At 63.0% G+C, this 26300-nt stretch carries 22 protein-coding genes; 10 read left to right on the top strand and 12 right to left on the bottom strand.

The genetic code is table 11. The annotated features are described in order from the left end of the window. Positions 1-47: 47 nt before the first annotated feature. Entirely contained in the window at positions 48-680 is a 633-nt protein-coding gene (gene upp, locus AB0O87_RS12300) for a uracil phosphoribosyltransferase (protein WP_363516331.1), read from the top strand. A gap of 141 nt (positions 681-821) precedes the next feature. Here the strand turns inward: upp and AB0O87_RS12295 are convergent, their stop codons facing one another. From AB0O87_RS12295 to nadE, 3 genes are all read right to left on the bottom strand, one after another. Beyond that, positions 822-1529, bottom strand: coding sequence for a hypothetical protein (locus AB0O87_RS12295; RefSeq protein WP_363516328.1), 708 nt, complete (start codon positions 1527-1529; stop codon positions 822-824). A 106-nt stretch (positions 1530-1635) separates the two neighbouring features. Beyond that, positions 1636-5127, bottom strand: coding sequence for a TM0106 family RecB-like putative nuclease (locus AB0O87_RS12290; protein ID WP_363516325.1), 3492 nt, complete (start codon positions 5125-5127; stop codon positions 1636-1638). A gap of 83 nt (positions 5128-5210) precedes the next feature. After that, positions 5211-6029, bottom strand: coding sequence for an ammonia-dependent NAD(+) synthetase (gene nadE, locus AB0O87_RS12285; protein ID WP_363516322.1), 819 nt, complete (start codon positions 6027-6029; stop codon positions 5211-5213). Between the two features lie 70 nt (positions 6030-6099). On the opposite strand from nadE, the gene AB0O87_RS12280 reads away from it, so the two are divergent. Next, on the top strand, positions 6100-6657 hold the full coding sequence (locus tag AB0O87_RS12280; RefSeq protein ID WP_363516319.1) for a nucleoside phosphorylase: 558 nt from the start codon (positions 6100-6102) through the stop codon (positions 6655-6657). 15 nt (positions 6658-6672) lie between these two features. Here the strand turns inward: AB0O87_RS12280 and AB0O87_RS12275 are convergent, their stop codons facing one another. From AB0O87_RS12275 to AB0O87_RS12265, 3 genes are all read right to left on the bottom strand, one after another. Beyond that, positions 6673-9678 (bottom strand): SMC family ATPase, encoded by a 3006-nt coding sequence (locus AB0O87_RS12275; RefSeq protein WP_363516316.1) that lies wholly within the window; start codon positions 9676-9678, stop codon positions 6673-6675. Beyond that, complete coding sequence (locus tag AB0O87_RS12270) at positions 9679-10848, bottom strand: exonuclease SbcCD subunit D (RefSeq protein ID WP_363516313.1); 1170 nt, start codon at positions 10846-10848, stop codon at positions 9679-9681. 114 nt (positions 10849-10962) lie between these two features. Next, on the bottom strand, positions 10963-11271 hold the full coding sequence (locus tag AB0O87_RS12265) for a GNAT family N-acetyltransferase (protein ID WP_363516310.1): 309 nt from the start codon (positions 11269-11271) through the stop codon (positions 10963-10965). 329 nt (positions 11272-11600) lie between these two features. On the opposite strand from AB0O87_RS12265, the gene AB0O87_RS12260 reads away from it, so the two are divergent. From AB0O87_RS12260 to AB0O87_RS12250, 3 genes are read left to right on the top strand one after another with little or no spacing between them, the layout of a single operon-like run. Further along, positions 11601-12335, top strand: a complete 735-nt coding sequence (locus AB0O87_RS12260; protein ID WP_363517388.1) for a winged helix-turn-helix domain-containing protein — start codon at positions 11601-11603, stop codon at positions 12333-12335. Between the two features lie 57 nt (positions 12336-12392). Continuing rightward, positions 12393-13352, top strand: a complete 960-nt coding sequence (locus AB0O87_RS12255) for a DNA-3-methyladenine glycosylase 2 family protein (protein ID WP_363516307.1) — start codon at positions 12393-12395, stop codon at positions 13350-13352. Between the two features lie 22 nt (positions 13353-13374). Beyond that, positions 13375-13572 carry a hypothetical protein gene (locus tag AB0O87_RS12250; protein ID WP_363516304.1) on the top strand — a complete coding sequence of 66 codons (198 nt, stop codon included), beginning with the start codon at positions 13375-13377 and terminating at the stop codon, positions 13570-13572. Positions 13573-13584: 12 nt separating this feature from the next. Here the strand turns inward: AB0O87_RS12250 and AB0O87_RS12245 are convergent, their stop codons facing one another. Genes AB0O87_RS12245 through AB0O87_RS12230 form a run of 4 tightly spaced genes read right to left on the bottom strand, consistent with a single transcriptional unit; the run spans position 13585 to position 17399 of the window. Further along, positions 13585-14340, bottom strand: coding sequence for an ATP-binding cassette domain-containing protein (locus AB0O87_RS12245; RefSeq protein ID WP_363516301.1), 756 nt, complete (start codon positions 14338-14340; stop codon positions 13585-13587). Then, positions 14337-15368, bottom strand: a complete 1032-nt coding sequence (locus AB0O87_RS12240) for an iron chelate uptake ABC transporter family permease subunit (RefSeq protein ID WP_363516298.1) — start codon at positions 15366-15368, stop codon at positions 14337-14339. The genes AB0O87_RS12245 and AB0O87_RS12240 overlap by 4 nt, the downstream gene beginning before the upstream one ends. 4 nt (positions 15369-15372) lie before the next feature. Continuing rightward, a complete protein-coding gene (locus AB0O87_RS12235; protein ID WP_363516295.1) occupies positions 15373-16359 on the bottom strand; it encodes an iron chelate uptake ABC transporter family permease subunit in 987 nt (328 codons plus the stop codon). A 47-nt stretch (positions 16360-16406) separates the two neighbouring features. After that, positions 16407-17399 (bottom strand): ABC transporter substrate-binding protein, encoded by a 993-nt coding sequence (locus AB0O87_RS12230; protein ID WP_363516292.1) that lies wholly within the window; start codon positions 17397-17399, stop codon positions 16407-16409. Between the two features lie 101 nt (positions 17400-17500). Between AB0O87_RS12230 and AB0O87_RS12225 the strand changes: the two genes are divergently transcribed. Continuing rightward, complete coding sequence (locus AB0O87_RS12225) at positions 17501-18268, top strand: siderophore-interacting protein (protein WP_363516289.1); 768 nt, start codon at positions 17501-17503, stop codon at positions 18266-18268. Positions 18269-18379: 111 nt separating this feature from the next. On the opposite strand, the gene AB0O87_RS12220 is transcribed toward AB0O87_RS12225, so the two are convergent. Further along, on the bottom strand, positions 18380-19852 hold the full coding sequence (locus AB0O87_RS12220) for a helix-turn-helix domain-containing protein (protein ID WP_363516286.1): 1473 nt from the start codon (positions 19850-19852) through the stop codon (positions 18380-18382). Between the two features lie 127 nt (positions 19853-19979). Here AB0O87_RS12220 and aceA point away from each other — a divergent pair, with 127 nt between their 5' ends. Together aceA and aceB are read left to right on the top strand one after the other, a co-directional pair. After that, the gene (gene aceA / locus AB0O87_RS12215; RefSeq protein WP_363516283.1) at positions 19980-21320 is read left to right on the top strand and encodes an isocitrate lyase; all 1341 of its coding nucleotides are present in this window, start codon (positions 19980-19982) and stop codon (positions 21318-21320) included. A gap of 151 nt (positions 21321-21471) precedes the next feature. Continuing rightward, complete coding sequence (aceB, locus tag AB0O87_RS12210; RefSeq protein ID WP_363516280.1) at positions 21472-23127, top strand: malate synthase A; 1656 nt, start codon at positions 21472-21474, stop codon at positions 23125-23127. Positions 23128-23208: 81 nt separating this feature from the next. On the opposite strand, the gene AB0O87_RS12205 is transcribed toward aceB, so the two are convergent. Then, a complete protein-coding gene (locus AB0O87_RS12205) occupies positions 23209-23727 on the bottom strand; it encodes an Lrp/AsnC family transcriptional regulator (RefSeq protein ID WP_363516277.1) in 519 nt (172 codons plus the stop codon). A gap of 104 nt (positions 23728-23831) precedes the next feature. On the opposite strand from AB0O87_RS12205, the gene ald reads away from it, so the two are divergent. Next, a complete protein-coding gene (gene ald / locus AB0O87_RS12200; RefSeq protein WP_363516274.1) occupies positions 23832-24926 on the top strand; it encodes an alanine dehydrogenase in 1095 nt (364 codons plus the stop codon). Between the two features lie 85 nt (positions 24927-25011). Continuing rightward, complete coding sequence (locus tag AB0O87_RS12195) at positions 25012-26214, top strand: pyridoxal phosphate-dependent aminotransferase (protein ID WP_363516271.1); 1203 nt, start codon at positions 25012-25014, stop codon at positions 26212-26214. The last annotated feature ends 86 nt before the right edge of the window (positions 26215-26300 follow it).

Below are 26300 nucleotides of genomic sequence, written 5' to 3'. Positions count from 1 at the left end.
GTGGGTTCGATGTCGTATCCGGTCGCACGGCGCATTACCCTGTATCCATGCGTGTTCACGTGGCCGACCACCCTCTCATCACTCACAAGCTTTCGGTATTGCGCGATGCGCGCACCCCATCGCCCGTGTTCCGGCAACTCACGGAGGAGCTCGTCACGCTGCTGGCGTACGAAGCTACTCGCAGTGTGAAGGTCAGTCCGATTGAGATCAACACTCCTGTGACGACCACCATGGGCGTGAAGATCTCGGAGCCGCGGCCAATTGTGGTGCCGATTCTTCGCGCTGGCCTCGGCATGCTCGAGGGCCTCGTGAAGTTGCTTCCGACCGCCGAGGTGGGCTTCCTCGGGATGGTCCGCGACGAAGAGACCTTTGAGCCGACTACCTACGCAGAGCGTCTCCCCGACGACCTCAGCGACCGCCAGTGCTTCGCGATCGACCCGATGCTCGCCACGGGTGGTTCGCTCGCTGCCGCGATCCAGTTCTTGTTCGACCGTGGCGCAAAAGACGTCACGGCGATCTGTCTGCTCGGAACGCCTGAGGGCGTTGCCGCCATCGAGGCGATGGCTGGCGACCGCGACGTGACGCTCGTTCTCGGTGCGCTAGACGAAGGCCTCAACGAAAAGGGCTACATCGTCCCAGGGCTCGGCGACGCCGGCGACCGCCTCTACGGCACCGTCTAGCCCCCCTCCCCCTCGCCGCCCCGCCTCGCCTGCCCATCCCTAATCCCGTCCCGCGGTACGGATGTCGGGAGGATGTACGCATGTCGGTCGAATTTGGGCGATCTGTGGGTGCTGCGGGAAAAACTCCCGACAAGTGCGCAGTCATTCGACCGTAAGGCGGTATGCGCGTTCGTCTCCGTATCGTTGGAATCCTGCACTGGCGATGATCGGTGCCGACGTCGACACCCGGCCCTTCACCAGGGCAGTCGTCGCACCGCGCTCGGAGCCGACCCGAAACCGTTCGGCCAGCACCGCACGATAGGCGCCGCGTCCGCGCGCTGCCCCAAGGGTCGCGCCACCCCACAAGCGCACGAAACCGTCAACAATCGTGCAGCCGCCGACGCTCACTGCCTCACCATCTAGCCGAGCGAGCACCTGAATGCTGAGGCCGCTCTCGAACGCGCTGGTCACGTCTTGCAGCTCGGCGGCAAGTCCGTTCTCGTCCAGAGCGGTCTGGCCCCAGACGGGGACATTGATCGCGTCAACTTCGCGCACCTGCTCGCCTGTGCGCACGACCTCGACCGAAACGATGTCATCGACCGGAAGTGAGACCTCGGCAATTGCGCAGGCAAACACCGTCACAGTGTCAACGTGCTGTGCGCCGCGGCGAATCAACGCCGCTTCGATGTCTGGACTGTCAGCGGGATTAGTCCAAAAAGTGATCTCCGATGAACCCCATGCACGCGTGCGCTCGATTGCGTAACTCAGCACCTCATCCGCAGGACTTTCTGAGTTCACCTGAGAGGCGCGCACTCCCCCGCCGAGTCGCTCCGGATAACGCGTGAGGCGCAGCTGATCTGTGTCCTGCATGCTTCCCCGCGGTGTCCACGTCCACTCTGCAGCCGCGCGTAGGATCTGCTCGTTTGTGTGCATGTGCTTCGGGTGTGTTTACTCGGGTGTGTTTACTCGGGTGTGCTTACTCAGCTGCGCCGACGAGACGGGCGAACGCGCTCATACGAGCGACGCCTTCTGGCGTGCGCGGGAGGTCGTCAAGCAGTGCCGGGGAGTGCACGAGGTATGCGACAACTTGCGCCCGTGAGATCGCGACATTGAGGCGGTTTTGCAGCAGCAAGAACTCGGGGCCTCGGGGCGCGTCTCGACCGCTGGAAGCAGCCAACGAGGTGATCGACACGACCGCCTCCTTGCCCTGAAAGTTGTCGACGGTTCCCACCGGCACGTCGGGGAACCCGGCATCCACGAGCGCATCGAGCACCAGCTGCCGCTGCGCATTGTAGGGAGCGACAACGATGATGTCTGACTGTGCGAGCGGCCTTGTCGAAGCAGCAGGATCGTTGTCAGTGAAGGTTCGTCCGAGAAGGTCACGAACGAGCCGAACCACCTCCGATGCCTCCTCAACCGACTGCGTGGCGTTTCCCCGATGGCGTAGCGGAACGGGGTGAAGGCCGGGAGTGACGCCGTCAAGCGAGCGACGTTCTGTTCCTGGGGCCGAAGCGAGTTTCCCCGCGTAGGCGAGTTTTGAGACGGGCGCTGCCACGGACGGATGCATGCGCCAAGAACGAGCGAGAAAGTAGCCGTACTCGGGCCGCACAACCTGGTCGCCGTCCAACACCCATCCGAGCGCAGAAGTGTCCACTGGCTCGGGATGCGCGCCTTGGCTTACCTGAGGAAGTTGCTGCGGGTCTCCCAGCAGCAACAGCCGCTTCGCGCCCGCAGCCACAGCGATCGTGGAGGCAAGTGAGAATTGGCCAGCCTCATCGATCACCAGCAGGTCGAGGCCGGAGCGGTCGACTCGCTGCGTGTTACTGAAGTCCCACGCCGTGCCGCCGACAACGGCTCCTTCGCCGGCATGCTCAGCCAGGAAGCTCGCCATACCGTTCTTCGGAATTACCGTGTAGGCCGGATCTGCATCGGAGTTCTTCGGCGCTTTCGCCACCTGGCCCGCTGGCACTCCATCTGCGACAACGCGGGACAACAGCGTTTCGATGATCGAGTGCGACTGTGCGACCACCCCAATTTTGAACCCGTACTCGTTCACAAGCCGCGCGATCACCCGCGACCCTGTGTAGGTCTTTCCGGTGCCAGGAGGGCCCTGCACGGCAAGGTAGCTGCGGTCGAGGTCGATAACGCCCCGCACAATCGCGTCGATGACATCGCCATCTGCATCCGGCAACGCTTCACCCGATACCGTCCGCGGCGGAATACGGCGCAGGATGTCGGTCGCCGGATCTTCTGGGAACCCTGGCGCCGCCGCGTGGACCGCGTCTGCCCATTCGTCGATCGCGCCTTGGAGCGACACCACGCGCGGAGGTGCTGCTGGCGTAAGCGCAAGCGGCAGTTCGTCCCACGTCTCCCCTCGCACAGCGGACTCTGTAACGAGGTAACCGTCGTCGAGCACCTCGGTCACCGTGACGGCGTGCGGCACATGGACTGCTCGCGAAGGCACCTCGGTGTCGAACGGAGCTGGTACGTCGTAGAGCGCGAAGGGTTGCGAGCCGACCCCCAGCGTCGTCCCTGGCGACACCTCGCCACGAACCTCAATGTCGCGCGACATCACTCGTCGCCCTTCGCCGACACTCCACTCCCGCGCGACAACGGACACCGCTGGATCGATCCGCACGACGTCGCGGGTCCCCTCCCACATCGTCACTGGCTCGCGTAGCCGCTGGAAATGGGAGACCCAGAAGCTCTTTGCCTCGCGCGGGAAGTAGTCAATCGCCGCAGCGGCGATCCGATGCACCTGCCCGTCGCCGCCTGCCTCGACAGCGCGTTCGGCGTCGGCGAGCAATGCAACCGAACGATACGAAGGCTCGTAGATGATCTGGTCGGCATCATCTGGCGGTGCGGGTGCAACGCCCTTTTGTCTGGCGATCTCGATCAGCCAGTTGCGTAGTCGCCGTGTCGAGACACAGTCGTAGCGGTTGTAGTCGGCAAGGTCAGCGAGTACGGCATCGGCTTCGACCTGCTCTCCCGCCACCGCGAGCTCGCGCGCAGCAACGTACTGCACGATCGAGTCGTCACCTTTCTGCACGTCGCTCGTGCGCACGTCTTCGCCCATGTAGAGGGGTTCGAGCTTTTTGATCGAGTAAGAGCGGGAACCGACGCGCACTGTCCGCAACACCAGCGGGTACAGATCAACGAACACGCCTTCGCGAAGCAGTCTGTCTACCTCGCCCTCGCGCACGCCGTATCGCGCGGCCATCGCCACAAGGTGCGACGTTTCGTACGGCGCGTAATGGTAGATGTGCATGTCGGGGTGCGCTGATCTGCGAAGGTTCACGAAGTCGAGAAACGTTTCGAAGGCACGCTTTTCTTCAGCGAACGTATGCGCCCAGAGAGCCGAATATTCATCGGCGTTGTCTACCCAGCCGAAGAGATAGTCGATGCCCCACTGCGCCGCACCGTCAGCCAACTGCGCCGCGCCATCGGCGGCAGGTTCGGTGTAAAGCGGGTCACCTTCGAAGTCGAAGAAGATGTCGCCACGACTGGGCACAGGCAAGGTGTGGATCGCCGAGGCGTAGTGCACATCAAAAGTTGGCTCCCCTTCTGCATCGGCGCGGATCTGCAGGCGGGCCTGGGCGCGGAGGGTCTCGAACGTCTCACCATTCATTCCCGCTGGCGTTTCTGTCGCAGCCGCCAGCCCATCGATGCTCTCGATGCCGGCTGCGCGCAGGCGAGCGCGCTGTACCGGACGCATCCGGGCCACCATCAGAAGGTCGCGGTGTGCCGACACCTGTTCTTCGCACGTCGCGCAGCGCCCACACGCCACGATCTGCAGATCGCCTCTGTCGTCTCCCCAGGCCAGTGGCGCCCCCACAGCCCCATCGGAGATCTGCCGATCTGCGATGAGCGCGCGCAGGCGTGCGCGCCGAACCTGAAACAGCGGAAGGAGGTCATCGACGGAATGCGTGCTCAGCGAACCATCACCCAGAATGAGGTCGACCTCATCGGCACGGGGCACCCCGAGCCTGTCGAGTTGATCGACATATGCCGCCAGCTGCATGAGCGCCGTTACGCGGGCCTTTCGAGCCAGCTTCGAGTCCTGCACGCGCCAACGACCATCGTCATCTTTGCGCAAGAAGTCAGCGAACCCGACAAATTCTTCTGTGGCAAAGGCAGCTTGAAAGACAACGAGCGCATCGGATCGCAACGCGTCCAGCGTCTCTTGCGTCGCCGCTGCGAGAGCTTCCGCGTCAATTGAAGAGACCTTCTCGACGCGATGGACACTCTCGTCTCCCAGGTCATCGATATAGCGGGCGAGCACATTCTCTTCGTGCGCGTCACCCAACCGCGCCGCACGCCGAAGGGTCGCATCCTCGGGCTCTTCGACCGCAGGCACTCTGCCCAACTTCGCATCGATGGCTCTGCCCCATGCGAATTCGCATTCTGCCGCTGCTTTTAGGTCGCTCGCGCTCCAAATGACGCGCTGCGCCTGAGTGTCGATCCGCACGATGCTCCTGTTCTGTCGGATGCCTCGACACTATCTGTGACGTCAGACACCGATGAAGCTCGCCGAGTATTGCGCGGCGACGATCAACGCCACCAGCCGTCGGTGGGCGTCACCGGAAGGCGCCGCTTGTGCTGAGTTGCGAGGTACCTCGCCTCAATGCGACCGGCGACTTCTGGATCAACATCGTGCCCTTCGAGAAAATCATCGATTTGCTCGTAGGTGAGTCCCAGCTCGTCTTCGTCAGCGCGCCCCGGCTGGCCATCGAGCAAATCAGCCGTGGGCACTTTGAACGTCAGACGATCAGGCGCGTCCAGCTTTTGCAGCAAGGCTCGCCCCTGTCGTTTGCTGAGGCCAGACAGGGGAAGAATGTCAGCGGCACCGTCACCGAACTTGGTGTAAAAACCCGTCACAGCCTCGGCGGCGTGGTCGGTGCCGATCACCAGCATCCCGTCGTGCCCTGCAAGGGCGTACTGCGTAACCATGCGCACGCGCGCCTTGATATTGCCCCGGTTGAAGTCGCTGATGTCACTGGTCACGGCAAACTCGATGTCTTCTTCTACCCCATCGACACCGTTTTGAATGTTGACCTCTACGGAGGCGTCTGGAGCGATGAATTGGAGCGCAGCCTCGGCGTCTGCGGCGTCGTGCTGCACTCGGTAGGGCAAGCGCACCGCAAGAAAACGCGCGTCTCCTCCTTCGGCTCGCACTCGCTCGACAGCGAGCTGGGCCAGGCGCCCGGCAAGGGTCGAATCCTGTCCGCCGGAGATCCCCAGCACATAACCTCTCGCGCCGGTGGAACGGAGATAGTCGGCGAGAAAGCTGACACGGCGCTCTACCTCAGCGGTGGCGTCAATCTCAGGCATAACGCCGAGGTCCTCAGAGATCTGCTGTTGCAACGACATTTCATCCTCCGGTCTGATCCTCAAATCAGTATCGCCCCTCCGTGTTACGTCGAGGTGACAGAATGACCAGGTGAAGCTTCTCCTCGCCGCCCTCGAGTCCGAACTCTCCGCCTTCCCGGAGGAACTCAGCGGCTTTGATCGTCTCGTTACGGGGCCAGGCAAGTTGAACGCCACCTATGCGCTGACGAGGGCACTGAACGAAAACACCTACGACGAGATCGTCGTCGTGGGGACCGCCGGCGGGATCGACCCCGACCTTGCCCCGACGGTGCATGAGGTAGGCACTGCCTACCAGCACGACGTCGTCGATCACGATGGCGTCACAGGGCAGCACATCTCCCTGCCAGCGCGGGTGACTACCGGGCGCGCGGGAATTCTGATCGCTACCGGTGACAGCTTTGTCGAAGATGCAGAGGTGACCGCCGCGATTCGTGCAGCCGGAGCCGCGATGGTCGATATGGAGACCTACGCCTACATCTGGGTGGCCGAACAGTTCGGGGTTCCCATTCGTGTCTTCCGCTCCGTATCTGACCAGGCAGAAGAGGGCGCTCTGACGGATTGGCGCGCAGCTCTCGCTCGGTGCAGTGCCCAACTCCGTGACTTCATCCGAGCCAAGTACGGCGTCTGAGCCTGCAATCCGCTCCTAGCGCGCCGAGATCACGCTCGGTCCATTCGACAGCGCCCGCACGGTCAGTTGAGCCGGGATCTGCTCCTGCATCGCCTCGACGTGGCTGATAATGCCGACTGTCCTGCCCCCTTGGCGCAGTTCATCCAGGGTGGCCATGGCAACGTCAAGAGTGTCGCCGTCGAGAGAGCCGAATCCTTCGTCGATGAACAGCGTGTCTAGTCGAATGCCGCCGGCCCTCGCCGTCACCACCTCGGCGAGGCCGAGCGCCAGGGCAAGCGAGGTCAGGAAAGTCTCGCCACCCGACAGCGATTGGGGCGGTCGCGCTTGCCCGGTAAAGGCATCGAAGACGACGATTCCCAGACCCGAAGCCGCTCCACGTGCGGCAAGCGCGTCGGAATGCTGCAGCTGATACCGCCCCGTTGACATATCGTGCAGACGACGGTTCGCCGCCTCAACGATTTCTTCGAGTTCTGCGGCGAGCACGAATGTCTCGAGTGCCATCTTGCGACTGTTGGCCCCGCGCCCCGCGATGGTATCGGCCAACCCCTGCAACACCTCGAGTTCCGCGGCATCTTCCGCGGTTTTTTCGTGCTCTGTGGCAGCCGAGTCGATCAGCTCACGGAGCCGATCCGCGGTCGCTGCGGCGCGAGAAGCGGCCGCTACCGCCGCCTGCCACATCGTCCTGGCCGCGGCGGCCGCCTCTTCGATCGGCGCAAGATCGATCGGATCTTCTGGGAGGATTCGTAGCTCGAGAGCGAGCAAGATCTCTCGCTCTTTGGACCACTCCACCCCGTGCTTCTTGATTCGTTCTGCCAACGCATCGCGTGCCGATGCAGAACGAAGCGCCTGCTCCGCAGCGGTGACATCGTCGAACAGAGAACTGGCGAGTGCGGCATCACGTTCAGCTTCAGCCTCGGCAAGCACCTCTGCTTTTCGTGCGCGGTCGGCTTCTGCCTCGACCACGGCACGTGCCGCGGCGATCTTGGTGGCGTTGTCTGCGAGGCGAGAGCTGACGGAGTCGAACTCGCCTCGCGCGTCAGCAATCAGATCGTGCGCATCTTTGTTTCGTTGCGAGAGCACCGCGTGCTCTTCTCTCGCCTGCGCGAGCGCCGTAACGTCCGCGGCTCGCTCTGCCTCAAGTCGTTCGGCCCTGGCGGAGAGTTCGCTCAGCTGCTGGTCAAGCTCCGCACATCTTTTCGCCGCTGCCAGACTCTGTTCGTATGCCTCCACTGCCTCGGCATACTCGCTCTCTGCTTGGTCGACACTGCGTTGACCAGCAACGGCGGCCGAGGCGGCAAGTTCGGCTGTCAATGCGGCACAGGTCGATGCACAGTCGCGCTCGTTTTGGGCGGCGGAATCCCGAGCACTTTCAGCCTCGGCAATATCTTCCGGCGAAACGGGGTCGGAGTGCGCTGCCGGCGCCGGGTGTTCGAGCGAACCGCAGACGGGGCAGGAATGGTCGGGCTGCAGAGCCGAAGCGAGCTCTCCCGCCATGCCGTCTATGCGGCGCTGTCGTAACTGAGCCAGCGCCGATTGGGCTGCCGCGTGCACCGCACTGGATTCGCTGAGCTGACGCTCCGCAGACGCTTCGGCTACCCGCAAGCGTTCGATCTCGTGCGCTGCCCTGCGCCGGCCATCGGCCGTCTGTTGCGCTGCGTCTAGATCGTTCTTTCGATCGGCCAGCCGACGACTGTCGTCTCGCTCTGCTGTCAGAGCCGCCATGGCTGCGGGAAGGGAGTCGCGCTCTGTTTCTCCCGATTCGATCCGTGCCGCCACAAGGGAGAGGCTTCCCTCGGCCTTTTGCAGCTCTGCCTCACGGTGCGGAGCCTGCTTTTCCCACTCGCGTGCTCGCTCCCACGCTCCGCTCTCTCTCGTGCGCTCCTCTGCCCACGCCTCGAGCTCGCCACCTACGGCGATACCGAAAGCCTCCCAGCTCTCGCGCACAGATTTCTCGTGTTCGACGGCGCTCGTCAGAGCGGTCCGTGCCCGCACAGCGGCCGTGATCAGCGATCTCAACAGCTCTGCCGAGTGTGCGGCTTCGAGCTCAGCTTTTGCGGCCTCAATCAGCGGAGCCTCCTCCTCCAACCGATCGAGGGCTGACCGTGCGCGATCGCGCTCGCGTTGTGCACGTTCATTTTCGCGTGCCGCGGCCAGCTCCGCGTCCGCTTCCGTCGATTGCTGCTCTGCAGCTTCCTGCTCTGCCTTCTTGCGCTCTACCTGGTACGCGGCTCTGGCATCGGCGCGGCGGAGGGCTTCGATGCGCTCGTCCACCGTGACCCGAGGTTGGGGCAGCCCCGTCTCGCTTTCAGACGCGTGCGGAGACTCTTCGCCCGATTCGCCGGTGAGATCTGCTGTGCGTGCGAGCCGCTCTGCCTCGTCGATACGTGCGTCGACGGCAGCGAGTCGCACTCCGTGCGCTTGTTCCCGTTCCCGTCGTCGCTCGTCAAACCGTGTTTGCACGTCTTCGAAACGTTGCGTACCGAACAGCCGCCGCAACAGTGCCTGCCGATCACGGCTCCCCGCAAGCAGAAACTCCGAGAATCGGTTCTGCGCGAGCAAGATCACCTGGAGGAACTGCTCGCGGCTGAGTTGCAGAATCCCTTCTAGTTCTGTCGCAACGTCGACGGCACGCGCGGCTCGCCCGATCCAGCCGGACTCGGTCAACTCGTCAAGCGCGACCGCTGCCGCCTGTTTCGTCAAGCCGCCGCCGCGTTTGGCCGGGCGCAGATACTCCGGCGAGCGCGTCACCCGAAAGCGACCGGCAGGGGTGCTGAACTCGACGACCACCTCAGAGAGATCGTCTGCCTCGCAGTGATCGCTGCGTAGCCGCTTTTCGCCGCCGTCGTAGCGCGGCACTCCCCCGTAAAGCCCAAAACAGACGGCGTCGAGAATGCTCGATTTTCCGGCTCCGGTGCGTCCGGCGATCAGAAAGATCCCGTCGTCGGCAAATGCATCGAAGTCGACAGTCTGGCGAGCACGAAAAGGGCCGAACCCTTCGACCTCTAAGCGATGGAGACGCATCTAGACGAGCGCCTCAGCGCGCACCCGCTCGTCGAGCACCGCGCGGATCAGCTCGGTCTCCGCCTCGGTCGCCCCCTGTCCTGCGCGCACATGCTCGAGAAACGCCTCGATGCGGTCGGCGTCGGTGACGGCGCTACGCAATCGCTGCGCATACGAACGTTCGTCTTTCTCAATCACCACTGCGGGTTGGTGTTGCACCATCGCGCAGTGGGGGTAGCTCTCTCGGAGTCGCCTCATGGGCTCTGTCTGCGGTGTTGTGTCGGTATAGATCGCGCACACCCAACTGTCTTGATGCGCGCTGATGTTCTCCGCCGAAAGGATCTCGTCGAGGGAGCCGGTGAGGGTGACCAACCGCCGGGGAACCGGCAGTTCCAGCCACTGGACAGCACCGAGGCCATCTGCATCGAGGTCAACGAGCCAAGACCCACGCGGCTTGTGCTGCTCTCCAAAGCTGTAGTGCAGCGGAGCTCCGGCGTAGCGCACGCGCTCACTGATCTGCTGTCGTCCGTGAATATGGCCGAGGGCGACATAGTCAGGGCCGTCGAAAACGCTGAGGGGTACGACATCGAGGCCCCCTTGACGCACCTCCCTCTCGAGTCCTGTGGTCATTTCGACACCTGCCGCAAAGCAGTGCGCGATGGCGACCGAGCGGCCTTCGTGTGCGCGCATGCCTTCGCGGACAAGGTCCATCGCGTGTCCCATGGTCTGGGCTTGCGTGCGCAACTGTCGTCCTGCGCTGTCGCCCTCTGGCCAGTGCTGACGGACGATTGCCGGCTCGAGGTAGGGGATGCCGAAGAAATGTACTGGCCCGTCGGCATCGGTCACCGTTACGGGAGTACCGATAGCCAGGGGGTCGGTCAAAACATGAATGCCGTCACGGAGCAGCTTGGCTTGAAACCCCAACCGCGCAGCCGAGTCGTGGTTGCCGCTTGTGACGATGACACGGGCGCCCGTCTCGTGCAGCGCGACCAACGCGTCTCCCAGCACTGTGTACGCAGCGCCGGAAGGTGTTGCCGAGTCGAAAATGTCGCCAGCGACAACGACGACGTCTACCGCGTTCACCCGAACCTGCTCGGTGAGCGCGCTCAACACCTCGGCGAGAGCGTCCAAGGTCGAGTTGCCGTGGAAGGTCCGCCCAATGTGCCAGTCGGAGGTGTGCAGGATTCGCATACTCACACGCTACGAACCACCACCGACATTCCGTCTCAGGCGTGCCGCAAGGTCGCAGCGAACTGCATGTTTGTGCGGGTGACACTCGTCACAGTGCGTCACACAGCGACTCATTCAGCGCGTGCGCAGCAACCCCGCGTGTTTAGGGTGTGCAGAGAACCATTCACCGACGTACCAGCACACAGCGTCGACCTTGCGGTCCCCGCGCTCTTCAATATCTGCCACGGCACCTTCGACAACTTTTCCCGCGTAGCCGTTGCCCCGGAATGACGGGATTGTGAAGGCTCTGGTGAGCGCGATGGTGTGGCCGTCGTCTCGGTAGTCGAGGACGCTCACGAGCTTTCCGTCGCGCGCGAGCGTGTAGCGCGATGCGTCCTTTTCGTCGGTAAGAATGAACCCGTCGACACTGTGCGAAATGCTCATTCGATCCACGTTACGCCTGCCTGAACAGCCTGGACGTTTTGACACAGGGCGTCATGGTCAGACATAATCCCCCCATGACCACCAACGCAAGCCTTGTATCCGCCCAGGAGGCGAACAGGACTGCCGGGATGATGATGCCCGGCCGCGTCGGTATGTGTTGCCGAATGTGTCGCTGAACGAACAGCCACCCCGCCTGACCTGTAATTCGCGATCTGCGAGATCAGTGTCTCGAGCATCCACCCTTGCTCGCTTCCCGGCTCCGCCGGTCATTCATGCAACGCATCAGAGCCCCGCTCGATTCGGGCTCATGTCCTGAGGACTTCATCATCATGTCGAACACCGCACTTCTTGAGCGTCCAGCCGCCATCGCCACCAACGACGCCATCTCGGCCCGCCCCACATCCACCGCACCGGTTTCCACTGCACCGGCCGCTCATGCTCCGGCTGCAGACCTTCCGGCTCTCCGATCGCCCCGCGGCTTCGCGCTGTATGTCGGACTCGATGAGATCAAAGCCGCCGAGGCAGGCGTCAGCCTCCCCCTTCTGGTCGACGCCCTGCGTCGCACACTTGCGGAGCTTGCCCCCGGTGCGGATACGCACGCCACTGTCGCTCTCGCACCGCACGGTTCTGGTGGCCGAGACCTCGACGTCGTTCGCCTCGCTCTGCAGGAGCCTGGGGCCATTGCCCGCGCAAAAGCCGCGGCTGAAGAAGAGGTAAAAGACACGGAACGCGGCGTCACCGTCGACATCTCCCGCAAGCGCGTACTGATCGACGGAGAATCTGCCGCCTTCACCTACAAAGAGTTCGAACTGCTGCAGTACCTCGTGCTTCGCGAAGGCCGCACGATCGAACGCAGCGAGCTCGTCGAGGCACTGTGGCAGGCGCACGACGACGAAACGCCGGGCGAGCGCACGATTGATGTGCACGTACGCCGCCTTCGCGCAAAGCTCGGCCGCTACGAAGACATCGTCCGCACCGTGCGCGGAATCGGATACCGCTTCGATCGCCACGCCGATGTCGTCATCCGCTACGGCCACGGCACGCCTTCCCCTGACCGCTTCTGAGCACGGTTCCTTCGGCGCATCACAGCGAGTGTCAGGGGCCGCGCGTAGGGTAGGCGCATGACCTTCCCGGCGGACTCTGTCACGGCGGCAGCCGCCAGCACAGCCTCCCCTCGGGAGCTCGTGTACCGGCCGAAACACGAGCTCGATCTTCACCGGACAGTGGGTTTTCTTCGCCGCGGACGAACTGATCCAACAACCGTGATCGATGGTTCCGTGATCTGGCGAGCGGTTCGAACGCCCGTCGGTCCAGCGACGCTCGCACTTCGCTCGATCAGCGGAGAGGTACGGGCATCGGCGTGGGGCGACGGCGCAGAGCACGCGCTCGAAACCGTGCCAGTGCTCTGCGGACGGGACGACGATGCCACCGACTTTGACGCAGCGCAGCATCCGCTGATCGCAGAGTCAGCACGACGCCATCCTGGACTCCGGCTGACCCGCTCCGGTGAGGTCTTCGATGCGCTGGCGTGCGCAATCATCGAACAAAAGGTCACCGGCATGCAGGCGTTCGGCGCCTGGCGTTGGCTGGTATCCCGCTACGGCGAGCGCGCTCCAGGTCCGACGCCGCGGCCCATGTTCGCGGCGCCGCCTGCAGAGCAGTGGCACCGGATCCCCTCGTGGGACTTTCATCGCGCCGGGGTGGAGCCCCCGCAGGCGCGCACCATCGCCCGCGCTGCTGAACGAGGTGACCGCATTGCGAAAGCCGTAAGAATGGCAGGTTCCGGCGCAGACCGCGAGCGCATCCTCACCAGCCTTCCCGGTGTCGGCGCGTGGACGTCGGCGGAAACCCGCATTCGTGCCCTCGGCGACCCAGACGGTGTCGGTGTGGGCGACTACCACCTTGCCCATGAAGTGGGCTTCGCTTTGACAGGGAAGCGGACGGATGACAGCGGAATGCTCGAGCTGCTCGCGCCATGGGCAGGGCAGCGTCAGCGCGTCATCCGGCTCATGTTCGCCAGCGGAGTGCGCGAGCCGCGTCGCGGACCGCGCCTCGCACCGGAAGACCACCGTGAGCGCTGAGCTCGGCGTCTAAGCTGAGGCTATGTCCCGTAACGCACTGCGCATCTTCGTCCCCGCTGGCCTGCTGATCGCCGGCATTGTGTTGGGGCTGATCTTCCAGAACGTCTGGCTGGGTGTACTGCTTGCCACCATCATTTGGCTCGGATGGTTTCTCGGCTACGAGTCGCGCCGCGGCAACAACGCCGGCGTCAACGACAAAGACCACGGTGTCGAGCTTTAAACACCACGCGTTTCAGTAGTAGACAGCGAGCGGGCCAGACGGCCCATCAACCACCTGCACCTGAGTGTCGAACACTCGCGTGAGCACATCGTCGGTCATGATCTCGGCCGGGGTTCCGAACTCCACCACTTCGCCATCTTTCAACGCACAGATATGGTCGGCGTAGTGGCCTGCGAAGTTGATGTCGTGCAGCACGATCACGATGGTGCGTCCTAATTCATCCGTCGCACGTCGCAGGTGCTTCATCATCTGCACGGCGTGACGCATGTCGAGGTTGTTCAGCGGCTCGTCGAGGAGCACGAACTCGGTGTCTTGGGCGAGGACCATCGCAACGTAGGCCCGCTGACGCTGACCTCCAGAAAGCTCATCGAGGTAGCGGCCCTCCAGCGCACCGAGTTCGAGAAAGTCGATGGCCTCGCTGATGATCTCTTCGTCTGCCTTATTCAGCCGCCCCTGGGAATGCGGGAAACGGCCAAAACCGACTAGCTGACGAACGGTGAGCCGGGTGACGAAGTGATTCTCTTGCCGCAGAATCGACACCACTTTCGCCAGGTCTTTCGACTTGGTAGATGCAACATCGAGACCTGCGATCTCGATCGCACCGGCATCCATGCCACTCAACCGACCGATCATCGTCAGCAGAGTCGACTTGCCCGCACCGTTGGGTCCGATGAGGGCTGTGATGCCCCCGGTGGGAATGATCAGGTCGACGGGGCCGATCGCAACATCGCTGCTGTAGTCCCGCCGCACGCCTTCGAGTGAGATCACAGCCTGCCCTTTCTGAGGATAACGATGAGGAACACTGTGCCGCCGACCAGTTCGATCAGGATCGACACCATCCCCTGGGCATAAAACAGGTTTTTCATCACGAAGTACGCACCACCGAGGATGGTGAATGCCGTGAGTACCGCTACCGGAAAGATCAGTCGGTGATCGTGGGTGTCAGCGAACTGATACGCGAGCGTCGCGACCAGGAAGCCCAGGAAGGTCATCGGCCCGACCAGTGCCGTCGACGTCGCCATCAACACAGCAACCAAGAAGAGCACGATGAAGAGCTCCCGCCGGTGGTCTACTCCGAGCGAGCGTGCAGAATCGGAGCCGAGCGCCATGAGGTTGAGTCGTCGCGAGCGAAGCCACAACAGTGCGGATGCGGCGACGACGAGAGGTATCGCAAGCGGCAAGTAGGAAGGGTCAGCATTCGACACGTTGCCGAACAGACGCGCAGCCAACACATCGAATTCGCTGGGCGTGAGCAGACGTTGCATGAAGGTGGCGATTGCTCCGAGCCCGCCGCCAATCACGATCCCCACCAGCAGCATGATCTGCAGGTTGCCGTACCGCCCAGACAGCAGCCAGCCATAGAGCGCCACGGCGAGGCCGACCATGATCACTACCTGGATAGCGAACTGCCCTACCCCCTGAATCGCGACGATTCCGGCCACTCCGAAAAGGTAGACAGTTCCGGTCTGCACCAAGCGATACAGCGACTCGAAGCCCATGATCGAGGGGGTGATGATGCGGTTATTGGTGATCGTCTGGAAGCTCACGGTTGCGACCGCCTGGGCGACAGCCACAAGCGCAATCACGGTGACATTGGTCGCTCGCAACTGAGCGATACGCCAAAATCCGGTGGAGCCCACCGGCATCGGGTTGTCCCACACGAGCAGGCCAACAGCGGAGCCGACCGAGAGCACCAGCAAGATTCCGAGCACGATGAAATAGCGGCGACGAGCGCGCGGAGTCGTGAAAGATCCAGCGGAGCGCACGCCGCCACTTGCTGTCATCTGACTCGTCATCACGTTAGCCACGGCGACGCTGCCTCAGAAGAAGAAGAACGAACACCACAGCGCCGACGACGCCGAGGATCAGCGAGACCGGAACCTCGAACGGCATGATGATGGTGCGTCCGATGATGTCGCACACCGTCACGATCGCGATGCCGAGAAGGCACACCCACGGGAGGTTGCTGCGCAGGTCGTCGCCACGCACCATCGAAACGATGTTGGGCACGATCAGTCCCAGGAACGGAAGGTTGCCGACGACCACGGTAACGACACCGGTCGTGACGGCGATAAGCACGGTTCCCAGCAGAATGACTCGGTTGTAGTTGACGCCGACGTTCGTCGCGATCTCTTCTCCGAGACCAGCGATAGTGAGTCGATCTGCCACCAGAAAAATCACCACGCCAATGATGGCGACAATCCACAGCATCTCGTATTGGCCACGCATCACCGAGGTAAAGCTCCCGGCAAACCAGACCCCGATTGCCTGCAGCGAGTTGGTGGCGAGGGCGATATACGTCGAAAGCGCACCGACGACTGCGCCGAGCATCAGACCGACGATGGGGACGATAAGTGACGACTTGAGCGCGACCCTGCGCAGAAAAGCGAAGAAGATCATCGTGCCGATGAACGCGGCGATCACCGCGCCGGCCATACGCAAAGTAAGCGACGGCTGCGGCACAAGGATCATCACCATCAGCAACCCCAGCCCTGCCCACTCGGTGGTGCCAGTGGTGGTGGGTTCCACGAAACGATTCTGGGTGAGGAGCTGCATCACCAGGCCAGCCATCGCCATCGACGCCCCCGCGAGCACGAGCGCGATGGTGCGAGGGACACGAGTGATCTGGAACATCTGCGCACCGTCGTCCGCGCCAGCAATGTCGTACACCCCGGTGAACAGCGAGATAACGAGGAGCACGCCGACGACGAGCACGCCGAAGAGCAGTTTTACGTCGAAGAGCCGCCCGGCATAGCGGGGCGGCTGAGTGATATCAGTGGTGACCATCATGTGAATGCGGCGGCACCCGTTTCACCGGATGCCGCCGCATTGCCTCAGTTCTTCGCGCTCGCCTCGAGGGCGTCAGCGAAGTCGTTGAGGAAGATGGTGTACGTCTGAATGCTCTCATTCAGGTAGGTGTCGGTCGGCATGTAGACAATCTGCTCATCGGTCACTGCGGTGACGCCAGCGAGCGCCTCGGAGCTTTCAAGGATCTCAGATGCCTGCACATAGTCGGGCGTGTCTGCCGCAAAAACTGCGTCGCGGTCGAGCACGAGGATCCAGTCAGGGTTCGAAGAAGCGATTGCCTCGACGGAGATTTCATCACCCTGGTGGTCGTCAGTGGCGTCGTCCACCTCAAGCGCAGGCGTTAGGCCGAGCATGTCGTAGATCGGGCCAAGCGAGCGTCCGACAGTCGGTGCCAGGTAGCCGATCGTGCCGCCAGAGGTGTTCACAGCCATCACGGTGTCTGAGTCGTCGTATGCGGCAGCGGCGCGCTCTGCGGCGGCGTCGAAGTCGCTGACGAGCTGCTCCGCTTCGTCTTCCTTGCCGAAGATCTCGCCGAGCACTGTGACCTGGCGCTTCAGCTCCTCATCAAAAGGCTCATCCTCACGCGGTTCGAGGTCGATGATGGTGGCATCGGGAACGAGGTCGGCAATCGCACTGTTGTGCTGCGTAAAGCGCTGTCCGCTGATGATCAGGTCAGGGTCGACCGCAACGATCGCTTCCAAGTCGGGCTCGTTGTGGTTTCCGATGTCGACGATCGCGTCGTCATCCACGTAAGAAACGGTGTCTGGCATCAGTGACACAGCGCCGGCGGAAAGCTCGATCCCCCAGTCAGAAAGCGTCTGGAAGGTGCGGTTGTCCAGAGCGACAACCGAGGTCGGGGGCGTTGCAACTTCATGCGTACCGTTGTTGTCCTCAATCGTTACCGACGCGGCCGCGGGTTCAGTCTCCTCCGAGTCAGCCGTGTTGCTGCTGCAACCGGCGAGCGCGAGGAGGCCGACGAGCGCGGCGCTCGTGGCAGTGAGAGTTCTGGGCACGGACATGGAGTGACTCCTGTTCTGCGGGGTGGTCGCGCACACTGGGGCGCAGGTGATGGTGAGGTTAGGGTGACCTTTGCTCACCTCCATTAGGTTAGCCTTACTTTATGAGCAATACGAAATCCGGTTTCTCGATCGAGCGTCGAGGCCTCGAGCTTCGCTTCCGCAATCTCACCCTCGCTGCGCGCGAATGGCTGGCACCCCACTTCGTGCGGGTGCGGCTCACCGGCTCGGAACTTGAAGGCTTCGGCTCCCTTGGTTCCGATGACCACATGCGCCTGTTCTTCCCCAGCGGCCCCACGAATTCCGTCGAAGAACTGCGCGCGTCACCCAGCCGCGAGTACACGCCGCTGGCCTGGGGTGAAGGCTGGCTCGATGTCGAGTTCGCCGTGCACGGAGACCAGGGTATTGCCGCGCCATGGGCAGCAACGGCCCCCGTCGGATCCACGGTCGGCGCTGGCGGCCCTCGCGGCTCGGCGGTCATCGTGGGCGACCCTGGCGCCTGGATGCTGGTGGGCGACGAGACAGCCATCCCGGCCATCCGCCGCTTCGCTGCGCTCATTCCAGAAGGCACACCGGCACGCATCGTGGTGGAGGTGGCAAGCAGCGAAGACGAGATTCAGATCGATGCTCCGGTAGCGATCGAATGGGTGCACAGGGGCGACAACCTCGCCGGATCCGCCCTGGTAACTTTCCTCGAAACCCTCACGGCGGACGACGCCGTCGGACCAGATCCATTCGTGTTCATCGCAGCGGAGCAGTCGATCGTCAAGCCTGGCCGTGCGTTGCTCACCCGCTGGAGCGTCGACACCGACCACGCCGTCGTCAAGGGCTACTGGAAGCGCGACGAAGACGAATACCACGCCCCCCATTGATCCCTCCCGTCGCACTTTCTGTCGCTAACACAGGTGTGTGGGCGACAGAAAGTGCGACGGGAGCATTCAGGAAGTGCGACGGGAGCATTCAGGTAGTGAGTGGGGGGGGGGTTAGCGGGGGGCGTGAGCCTCGAGGAACTCGTACATGTCGGTCGTATCTACGCCCGGGAATGCGCCGGTCGGGAGCGTGGCGAGGAGCGTGCGCGGAGTCTTCACATTCGGCCAAGAATTATCTCGCCAGCGCTCTTCGAGGTCAGCGGGAGCGCGCCGGCAGCAGGCTTCGACCGAGTGCTTGGAAACGCCACGGTGAGTGGTATCGCGGCCGACAAACCACTTCGTATCGTCGAACCGCACACCGACGCTCACAGAGTGCAAGCCCTCACTCGAGGCTTCGACCCGCGCGGTGCACCAGAACGTGCCGTTGCCTGTGTCGGTGTATTGGTAATACGGATTGAACCGGTCATCCTCATCGAACACCACGCGTGAGGTCCATTTGCGACAGCACATCTGACCCTCAATCGCCCCCAACCTGTCGGTGGGAAAATTCACATCGTCGTTCTCGTACGCCTTCGTGATCGTGCCGGACTCATGCACCTTGAGAAAGTGCACGGGGATGTCGAGGTGTCGAGTGGCGAGATTGGTGAACCGATGTGCCGCCGTTTCGTATGAAACCGAGTACGTGTCGCGTAGATCCTCAATCGAGATCGCGCGCCGCTGTTTCGCATCTCGCAGCGCAGGAACCACGTGCGCCTCCGGAATGAGGAGCGCTCCTGTGAAGTAGTTCGTCTCCACGCGTTGCCGCAGAAACTCGGCGTAGCTCTTCGGCTCAGAGTGCCCAAGAATGCGACTCGACAACGCCTGCAACACTGCGGTGCGTGCATCTCCTTTCGCCGGCACACTGCTCGACAAATAGAGCCGACCGTTTGCAAGGTCGGCGACACTGCGGGTCGTCGGCGGAAGATCAGAGGCGTAATGCAGTGTGAAACCGAGATACGCGGCGATCTCCGAGGCGGTGCGCTGCGTCAGCGGCCCGCCAGGATGACCCACCGCCGCCAAAATCTCTGCAGCCTTCGCTTCCAGGTCCGCAAAATGGTTATCCTGCCGCCGCATGAGGTGCCGCAGCTCGACGTTCGCCCGTCGCGCTTCTTCTGGCGTGGCCGCACGCTCGTCTCTGAGCCTGTCGATCTCACCGTGTAAAGCGAGCATCGCCTTCAACGCATCCGTTGGCACGCTTTTGGCGATTCGGAACGGTTCAATACCCAGGGTGCGAAAGGTCTGCCCCTTCATCGCGCGTTCCAATGCAATCTCCGCCGCACTGCGCTCATCCAGCGGCTCCCCCTCGAGCAGCGCATCGATGGTGACCCCGAGAGCGCGCGCGATCGCTTGCAGTTGGGTGAGCTTCGGCTCGCGCTTTCCCGTCTCCACCATCGACATCTGGCTGGGCGCCCTATCAACGGCCGACGCCAGGTCATCGAGCGTCATCCCCTTCGCCGTGCGGAGCTGCCGGATGCGACGGCCGATTGTCAAAGCATCGGACTCCTCTGCATCGGAGAGATCGGTCCCTGGATTGATCGGAGGGGTCATGGCCGCGATTCTGTCACAGAAACAGAATTTTTGGTGATCTTCTCCTCGGGTTTGGTGTTCAAGTGCGTCGATATTCACACAAAGTGGGAACAAGCCAACCGGATTCAGGACTCACCGAGGAGACACCATGACGAACACCGCACACACCCCCACTCCCCGACCCGCCGGACTGCGTGCGGGCGACCAAGTGCAGACAGCAGCGGAGCTTCAGGAGATCTGGGACACCGACCCTCGTTGGGACGGTGTCGAACGCACCTACTCTGCCGCAGACGTCATCCGCATTCGTGGCTCTGTGCGCGAAGAATCAACGCTCGCCCACCGCGGGGCCGAGAACCTCTGGAACCTGCTGCACACCGAAGACTATGTGCGAGCACTGGGTGCCTACACCGGAGGACAGGCTGTACAGCAGGTGCGGGCGGGCCTCAAGGCCATCTACCTCTCTGGATGGCAGGTCGCCGCCGATGGCAACCTCGCGGGACAGACGTACCCCGACCAGTCGCTCTACCCTGCCAACTCTGTTCCCGCGGTCGTGCGCCGTATCAACAACGCCCTGATCCGTCAGGACCAGCTCGAGCACGCCGAAGCAAGCGCTGGCACAGGCGAGATCACGCAGGACTGGCTTGCGCCCATCGTGGCTGACGCTGAGGCGGGTTTCGGTGGTCCGCTGAACGCCTACGAGCTCGCGCAGTCGCTGATTCAGTCCGGCGCCGCCGGCATCCACTGGGAAGACCAACTTGCCAGCGAGAAGAAGTGCGGCCACCTCGGCGGCAAGGTGCTGGTTCCAACGCAGCAACACATCCGCACGCTGAACGCCGCCCGTCTTGCGGCGGACGTCGCCGGAGTGCCGACCGTCATCATCGCCCGCACCGATGCCCTCGCCGCCGACCTGCTCACCAGCGACGTCGATGAGCGCGACCAGCAGTTCACCACCGGCGAGCGCACCCCAGAAGGGTTCTACCGGATCCGCCCTGGCATCGACTCGGTCATCAGCCGTGGTCTGGCGTTTGCTCCATACGCCGATCTGCTGTGGGTCGAGACAGGAGAGCCAGACATCGAGCTTGCGCGTGCGTTTGCGGCGGCTGTGCACGCGGAATTCCCGGGCAAGCTCCTGGCCTACAACTGCTCGCCGAGCTTCAACTGGAAGCGTCACCTCTCAGATGCCGAGATCGCGACCTTCCAGCAGGAGCTTGCCGACCTGGGCTACAAGTTCCAGTTCATCACGCTGGCAGGATTCCACGCCCTGAACTACTCGATGTTCGACCTCGCCCGCGGATACGCCGACCGCGCCATGAGCGCCTACGTCGAGCTGCAGGAAGCAGAATTCGCCGCTGAAGCAGACGGCTACACCGCCACCAAGCACCAGCGCGAAGCAGGTACCGGCTACTTCGACGTTATCTCCACCGCACTCAACCCCGACAGCGCGACGCTCGCCCTCGCCGGCTCCACCGAAACCGCACAGTTCCACTGACCCTTCGACAGGCTCAGGGACCCACACCCCTTCGACAGGCTCAGGGACCCACATCTGGGTTGCTGAGCCCGTCGAAGCACACCACGCCACCTTCGACAAGCGACCCCGGGTTGCTGAGCCCGTCGAAGCACACCACGTAAAGGACTTGATCATGACCACTCCCACCGCTCCCCCGACCACGGCTCCGATCCAGACGAGCCAGCAGGGCCCGTCGATCGACATCACCGGACCACTGCGCGAAGGCTACGAAGAAATCCTCACGCCGGCCGCGATCGCGTTTCTGACCGAGCTGCACCACCGATTCGCCTCCCGGCGTCACGACAGGCTCGCAGACCGCATGCGCCGCCGGTTCGAGATCGGCAACGGACATGACCCTCGGTTCCGCGAAGACACCGCATACATCCGCGAAGATCCGCACTGGCGGGTAGCGGGCGCAGGCCCAGGACTCGAAGATCGCCGCGTCGAAATCACGGGCCCCACAGATCCGAAGATGACGATCAATGCGCTCAACTCCGGCGCGAAGGTCTGGTTGGCCGACCAGGAGGATGCCACCAGCCCCACCTGGAAGAACGTCATCGAAGGGCAAATGTCGCTTCGCGATGCCATTTCCGGCACGCTCTCCTTCACCTCCCCCGAAGGAAAGGAGTACCGTGTCACCGCCGAACGCACGCCCACCATCGTGATGCGACCGCGCGGGTGGCACCTGCCAGAGAAGCATGTGGCGTTCACCGATCGCGCAGGCCGTCGCACCGCTGCCTCCGGTTCACTTGTCGATTTCGGCCTCTACTTCTTGCACAACGCGCAGGCGCTGATCGACGGCGGACGAGGACCTTACTTCTACATCGCCAAGCTCGAATCCAGCGATGAGGCGAAGTTGTGGGATGACGTGTTCACCTTCAGCGAGGAGTACATCGGCATCCCGCACGGCACCATCCGGGCGACGGTGTTGATCGAAACGCTGCCTGCCGCATTCGAGATGGACGAGATTCTTTACGAACTGCGCGACCACTGCGCTGGCTTGAACGCCGGGCGTTGGGACTACATCTTCTCGATCATCAAGAACTACCGAGGACGCGGCGCACGCTTCGTGCTCCCCGATCGCAGCGAGGTCACCATGACCGTGCCGTTCATGCGGGCCTACACCGATCTGCTCGTGCAGACGTGCCACAAGCGGGGTGCCTTTGCGATTGGCGGTATGAGTGCATTCATCCCCAATCGCCGCGACCCCGAGGTGACCGCCCGTGCGATCGAAAAGGTCACAGCAGACAAGAAGCGTGAAGCGGGCGACGGTTTCGACGGCACCTGGGTCGCGCACCCCGATCTGATCCCCACCGCACAGGCAGAGTTCGATGCGGTGCTCGGTGATCGACCGAACCAGGTTGATCGTCAGCGCGATGATGTGCATGTGGAGGCGCGGGACCTGCTCGACCTGCACATCGGACGACCGATCACGGCCCAGGGCGTGCGCGACAATGTGTCTGTCGCTATTCGCTACCTCGAAGCCTGGCTTCGTGGGCTCGGCGCCGTGGCGATCGATGATCTGATGGAAGACGCTGCCACTGCGGAGATCAGCCGGTCGCAGGTGTGGCAGTGGATTCATCAGGATCGCACGACCCAAGACGGCACCCCGATCACCGCGGAGTACATCGAACACCTGATCACGCAGGTGCTGGCGCAGGCAACTCGCCGGGCTGGCGACCGTTTCGATGATGCGGCGGAGATCTTCCGCGAGGTGGCACTGCAGGAAGAGTTCCCTGCTTTCCTCACACTGGGGGCCTACAACCGGTTCTTCATCGACGAAGACTGATCAGGAAAAGAGAGCCCCCGAGGTGCGGCAACACCGCTTGTCATCAAGCCGCACCTCGGGGGCTCTCTGCATTCAGCTCGCTCAGTGGAAAGAGGCAGCTACCGAGTTGCGGTGGTAGTCGAAGACGATGCTTGTGCGGGTCGATGCGACACTGCTCTGGGCAGAAAGATGTTCCAGCACGAACTCCCGCATCTCTGATGAGTCGGCGACGGCGATGTGCAGCAAGAAGTCATCGTCACCTCCCAGAAAAAACACCTGGATGACCGGCGGCAGCACACGCACCCGCTCGGCAAACTCGACAATGCTTTCGCGCCGACCACTCGGGCGCAGAGTTACTCCGATGATCGCCTGGAGTCCTGCTCCCAGCATCCGCTCGTCGACGCTGGCGTGGAAGCCGGTAATCACGCCACGATCGACGAGCGCGCGAAGCCGGGCATGAGCCGTCGAGGGGGCCACCCCGAGACGCCCGGCGAGCTCCGCATTGGTCATCCGCCCATCTTCGGTGAGAAGGCGCACAATCTTCGCGTCAACATCGTCGAGGGCGGGAGTCCGAACAGTGTTCGGCACGGAGGCTCCAGAAGTCGTCTGCATACGAAGCATTATTCAGGATTTCGAGCTAACGCGAATCATCTTCAGAGGTTCTGTCGTTCTATCGGTGTTTCTGCGATTCTAGGTGCCATCCACGCACGTAATCAGGAGGATCGATGAAGATCGGCGTACCCACCGAGGTCAAAAACAACGAAAACCGCGTCGCTCTCACCCCTGCGGGTGCTGATCGCCTCACTCGCGAAGGACACCGCGTGCTCGTGCAGGCCGGCGCTGGTCTCGGCTCACGCATCGACGATGACGCGTACCGCGCCGTCGGAGCGGAGATCGTCGCCACCGCCGCTGAGGCCTGGGGCGAAGCCGACCTCCTGATCAAGGTCAAAGAGCCCATCGCCCAGGAGTACGGATTCCTCCGCTCTGATCTCACCCTTTTCACGTATCTGCACCTGGCAGCTGATCGCGCCCTGACGAGCGCCCTCGTAGAGGCAGGAACCACAGCGGTTGCCTACGAGACAGTGCAACTCCCCGACCGCTCGCTTCCGCTCCTTGTGCCAATGAGCGAGATTGCGGGACGCCTGTCTGTGGTCATGGGCGCGCACTCTTTGCTGCGTTCGCAAGGTGGGCGCGGCATGCTTCTCGGCGGTATTGCAGGCACCCCTCGCGCCAAGACCGTCGTGATCGGCGGCGGGGTCGCTGGCGAGCATGCGGCAGCCAACGCTCTGGGGCTCGGATCAAAGGTCACGGTGGTCGACGTGGCTCTGCCGCGACTGCGCGAACTCGAACATCGGTATGGCGGAGCGTTGGAAACTCGCGCCTCCAGCCGCTATGACATCGCGGAAGAGCTTGCGACCGCCGACCTGGTTGTCGGATCTGTGCTGATCCCCGGCGCCGCCGCTCCCAAGCTCGTCACGGATGAGATGGTCGCCACGATGAAGCAGGGATCGGTACTCGTAGACATCGCGATCGATCAGGGCGGATGCTTCGAAGGTTCGCACCCGACAACCCACGACGACCCCACTTTTGAGGTGCACAACTCCGTTTACTATTGCGTCGCGAACATGCCAGGTGCTGTTCCGGAGACAGCGACGCGTGCCCTCACCAATGCAACACTTCCCTACGTTTCGGCGATTGCGGCAAAGGGATGGACGCGCGCCGCCGCAGACGACGCAGCGCTCGCAAAGGGCCTCAACGTCGAAGGCGGCCGGATCACGCTCGATGCTGTCGCGCAGGCGCACGGCTTCACAACGAATTGAGCGATCCGGTGCAGCAGAAAGATCTCAGGTTTTTGATGACACTTCGCCGGGCACGACGCCGGGTGATCCGAGTACGCTCGTAGTCGTGACCGAACGCGCTCCTCTCTCTCGCAAGCTGTCCGCCATCGCCGAGTCTGCGACTCTCAAGGTTGATGCGAAAGCCAAGGCTCTCAAGGCCGAAGGCAAGAGCATCATCTCTTATGCCGCCGGTGAGCCCGACTTCGCGACGCCGCAGTTCATCGTCGATGCCGCGGCCGAGGCACTAGCCGACCCGGCGAGCTACCGCTACACGCCAGCTCCAGGGCTACCAGCGCTGCGGGAGGCTATTGCCGCGAAGACGCTGAGGGACTCTGGTCTGGAGGTCTCCCCCAGCCAGGTGATTGTGACCAACGGTGGCAAGCAGTCGGTGTACCAGGCGTTCCAAGCTGTGGTGAACCCCGGCGATGAAGTACTCCTGCCTGCGCCGTACTGGACCACCTACCCTGAGGCCATTCGTCTCGCCGACGGCACCCCCGTCGAGGTGTTCGCCGGGGCCGACCAGGAATACAAGGTCACGGTCGCCCAGCTCGAAGCTGCGCGCACTGCACGCACGACAGCGCTGGTGTTCGTCTCCCCATCGAACCCCACGGGTTCGGTCTACACGGCCGAAGAGACGAAGGCGATTGGCGAATGGGCTCTCGAGCACGGCATCTGGATCATCAGTGACGAGATCTACCAGAACCTCACCTACGAGGGCGTCAAGGCAACGTCGATCGTCGAGGCCGTTCCTGAAGTTGCCGGTCAGACGATTCTGGTGAACGGTGTCGCAAAAACGTATGCGATGACGGGTTGGCGTGTGGGCTGGATGGTCGGCCCGTCCGACGCCATCAAAATCGCGGGCAACCTCCAGTCTCACCTGTCGAGCAACGTCAATAACGTCGCCCAGAAGGCAGCGATTGCCGCGCTGAACGGTCCGCAGACAGAGGCAGAGCAGTTCCGCGATGCGTTCGATCGCCGGCGCAAGCTCATTGTTTCTGAGCTGTCGAAGATCGATGGTCTCGTGGTGCCGAACCCGCTGGGCGCGTTCTATGTTTACCCCGATGTGCAGGGTCTGCTCGGTCGCACCTGGGGTGGCGTGACGCCGACGACGTCTCTGGAGCTCGCCGACCTCATCCTCGACCAGGCCGAGGTCGCCGTCGTCCCCGGCGAAGCCTTCGGCCCCTCCGGCTACATCCGCATGTCATACGCCCTGGGCGACGACGCTCTCCTCGAAGGCGTCCAGCGCCTGCAGCGCCTCTTCACCCCCTAACCCCCTACCCCCCCCCCCCTAACCCCCTCCGCTGAGACCCCGCTTTAGCGTCGAAACCCCGCCGTGTCTGCGCAGACACGGCGGGG

Source organism: Microbacterium sp. NPDC076768 (assembly GCF_040687205.1).
Lineage (GTDB): Bacteria > Actinomycetota > Actinomycetes > Actinomycetales > Microbacteriaceae > Microbacterium.
This window is presented reverse-complemented; position numbering and strand designations above follow the sequence as displayed.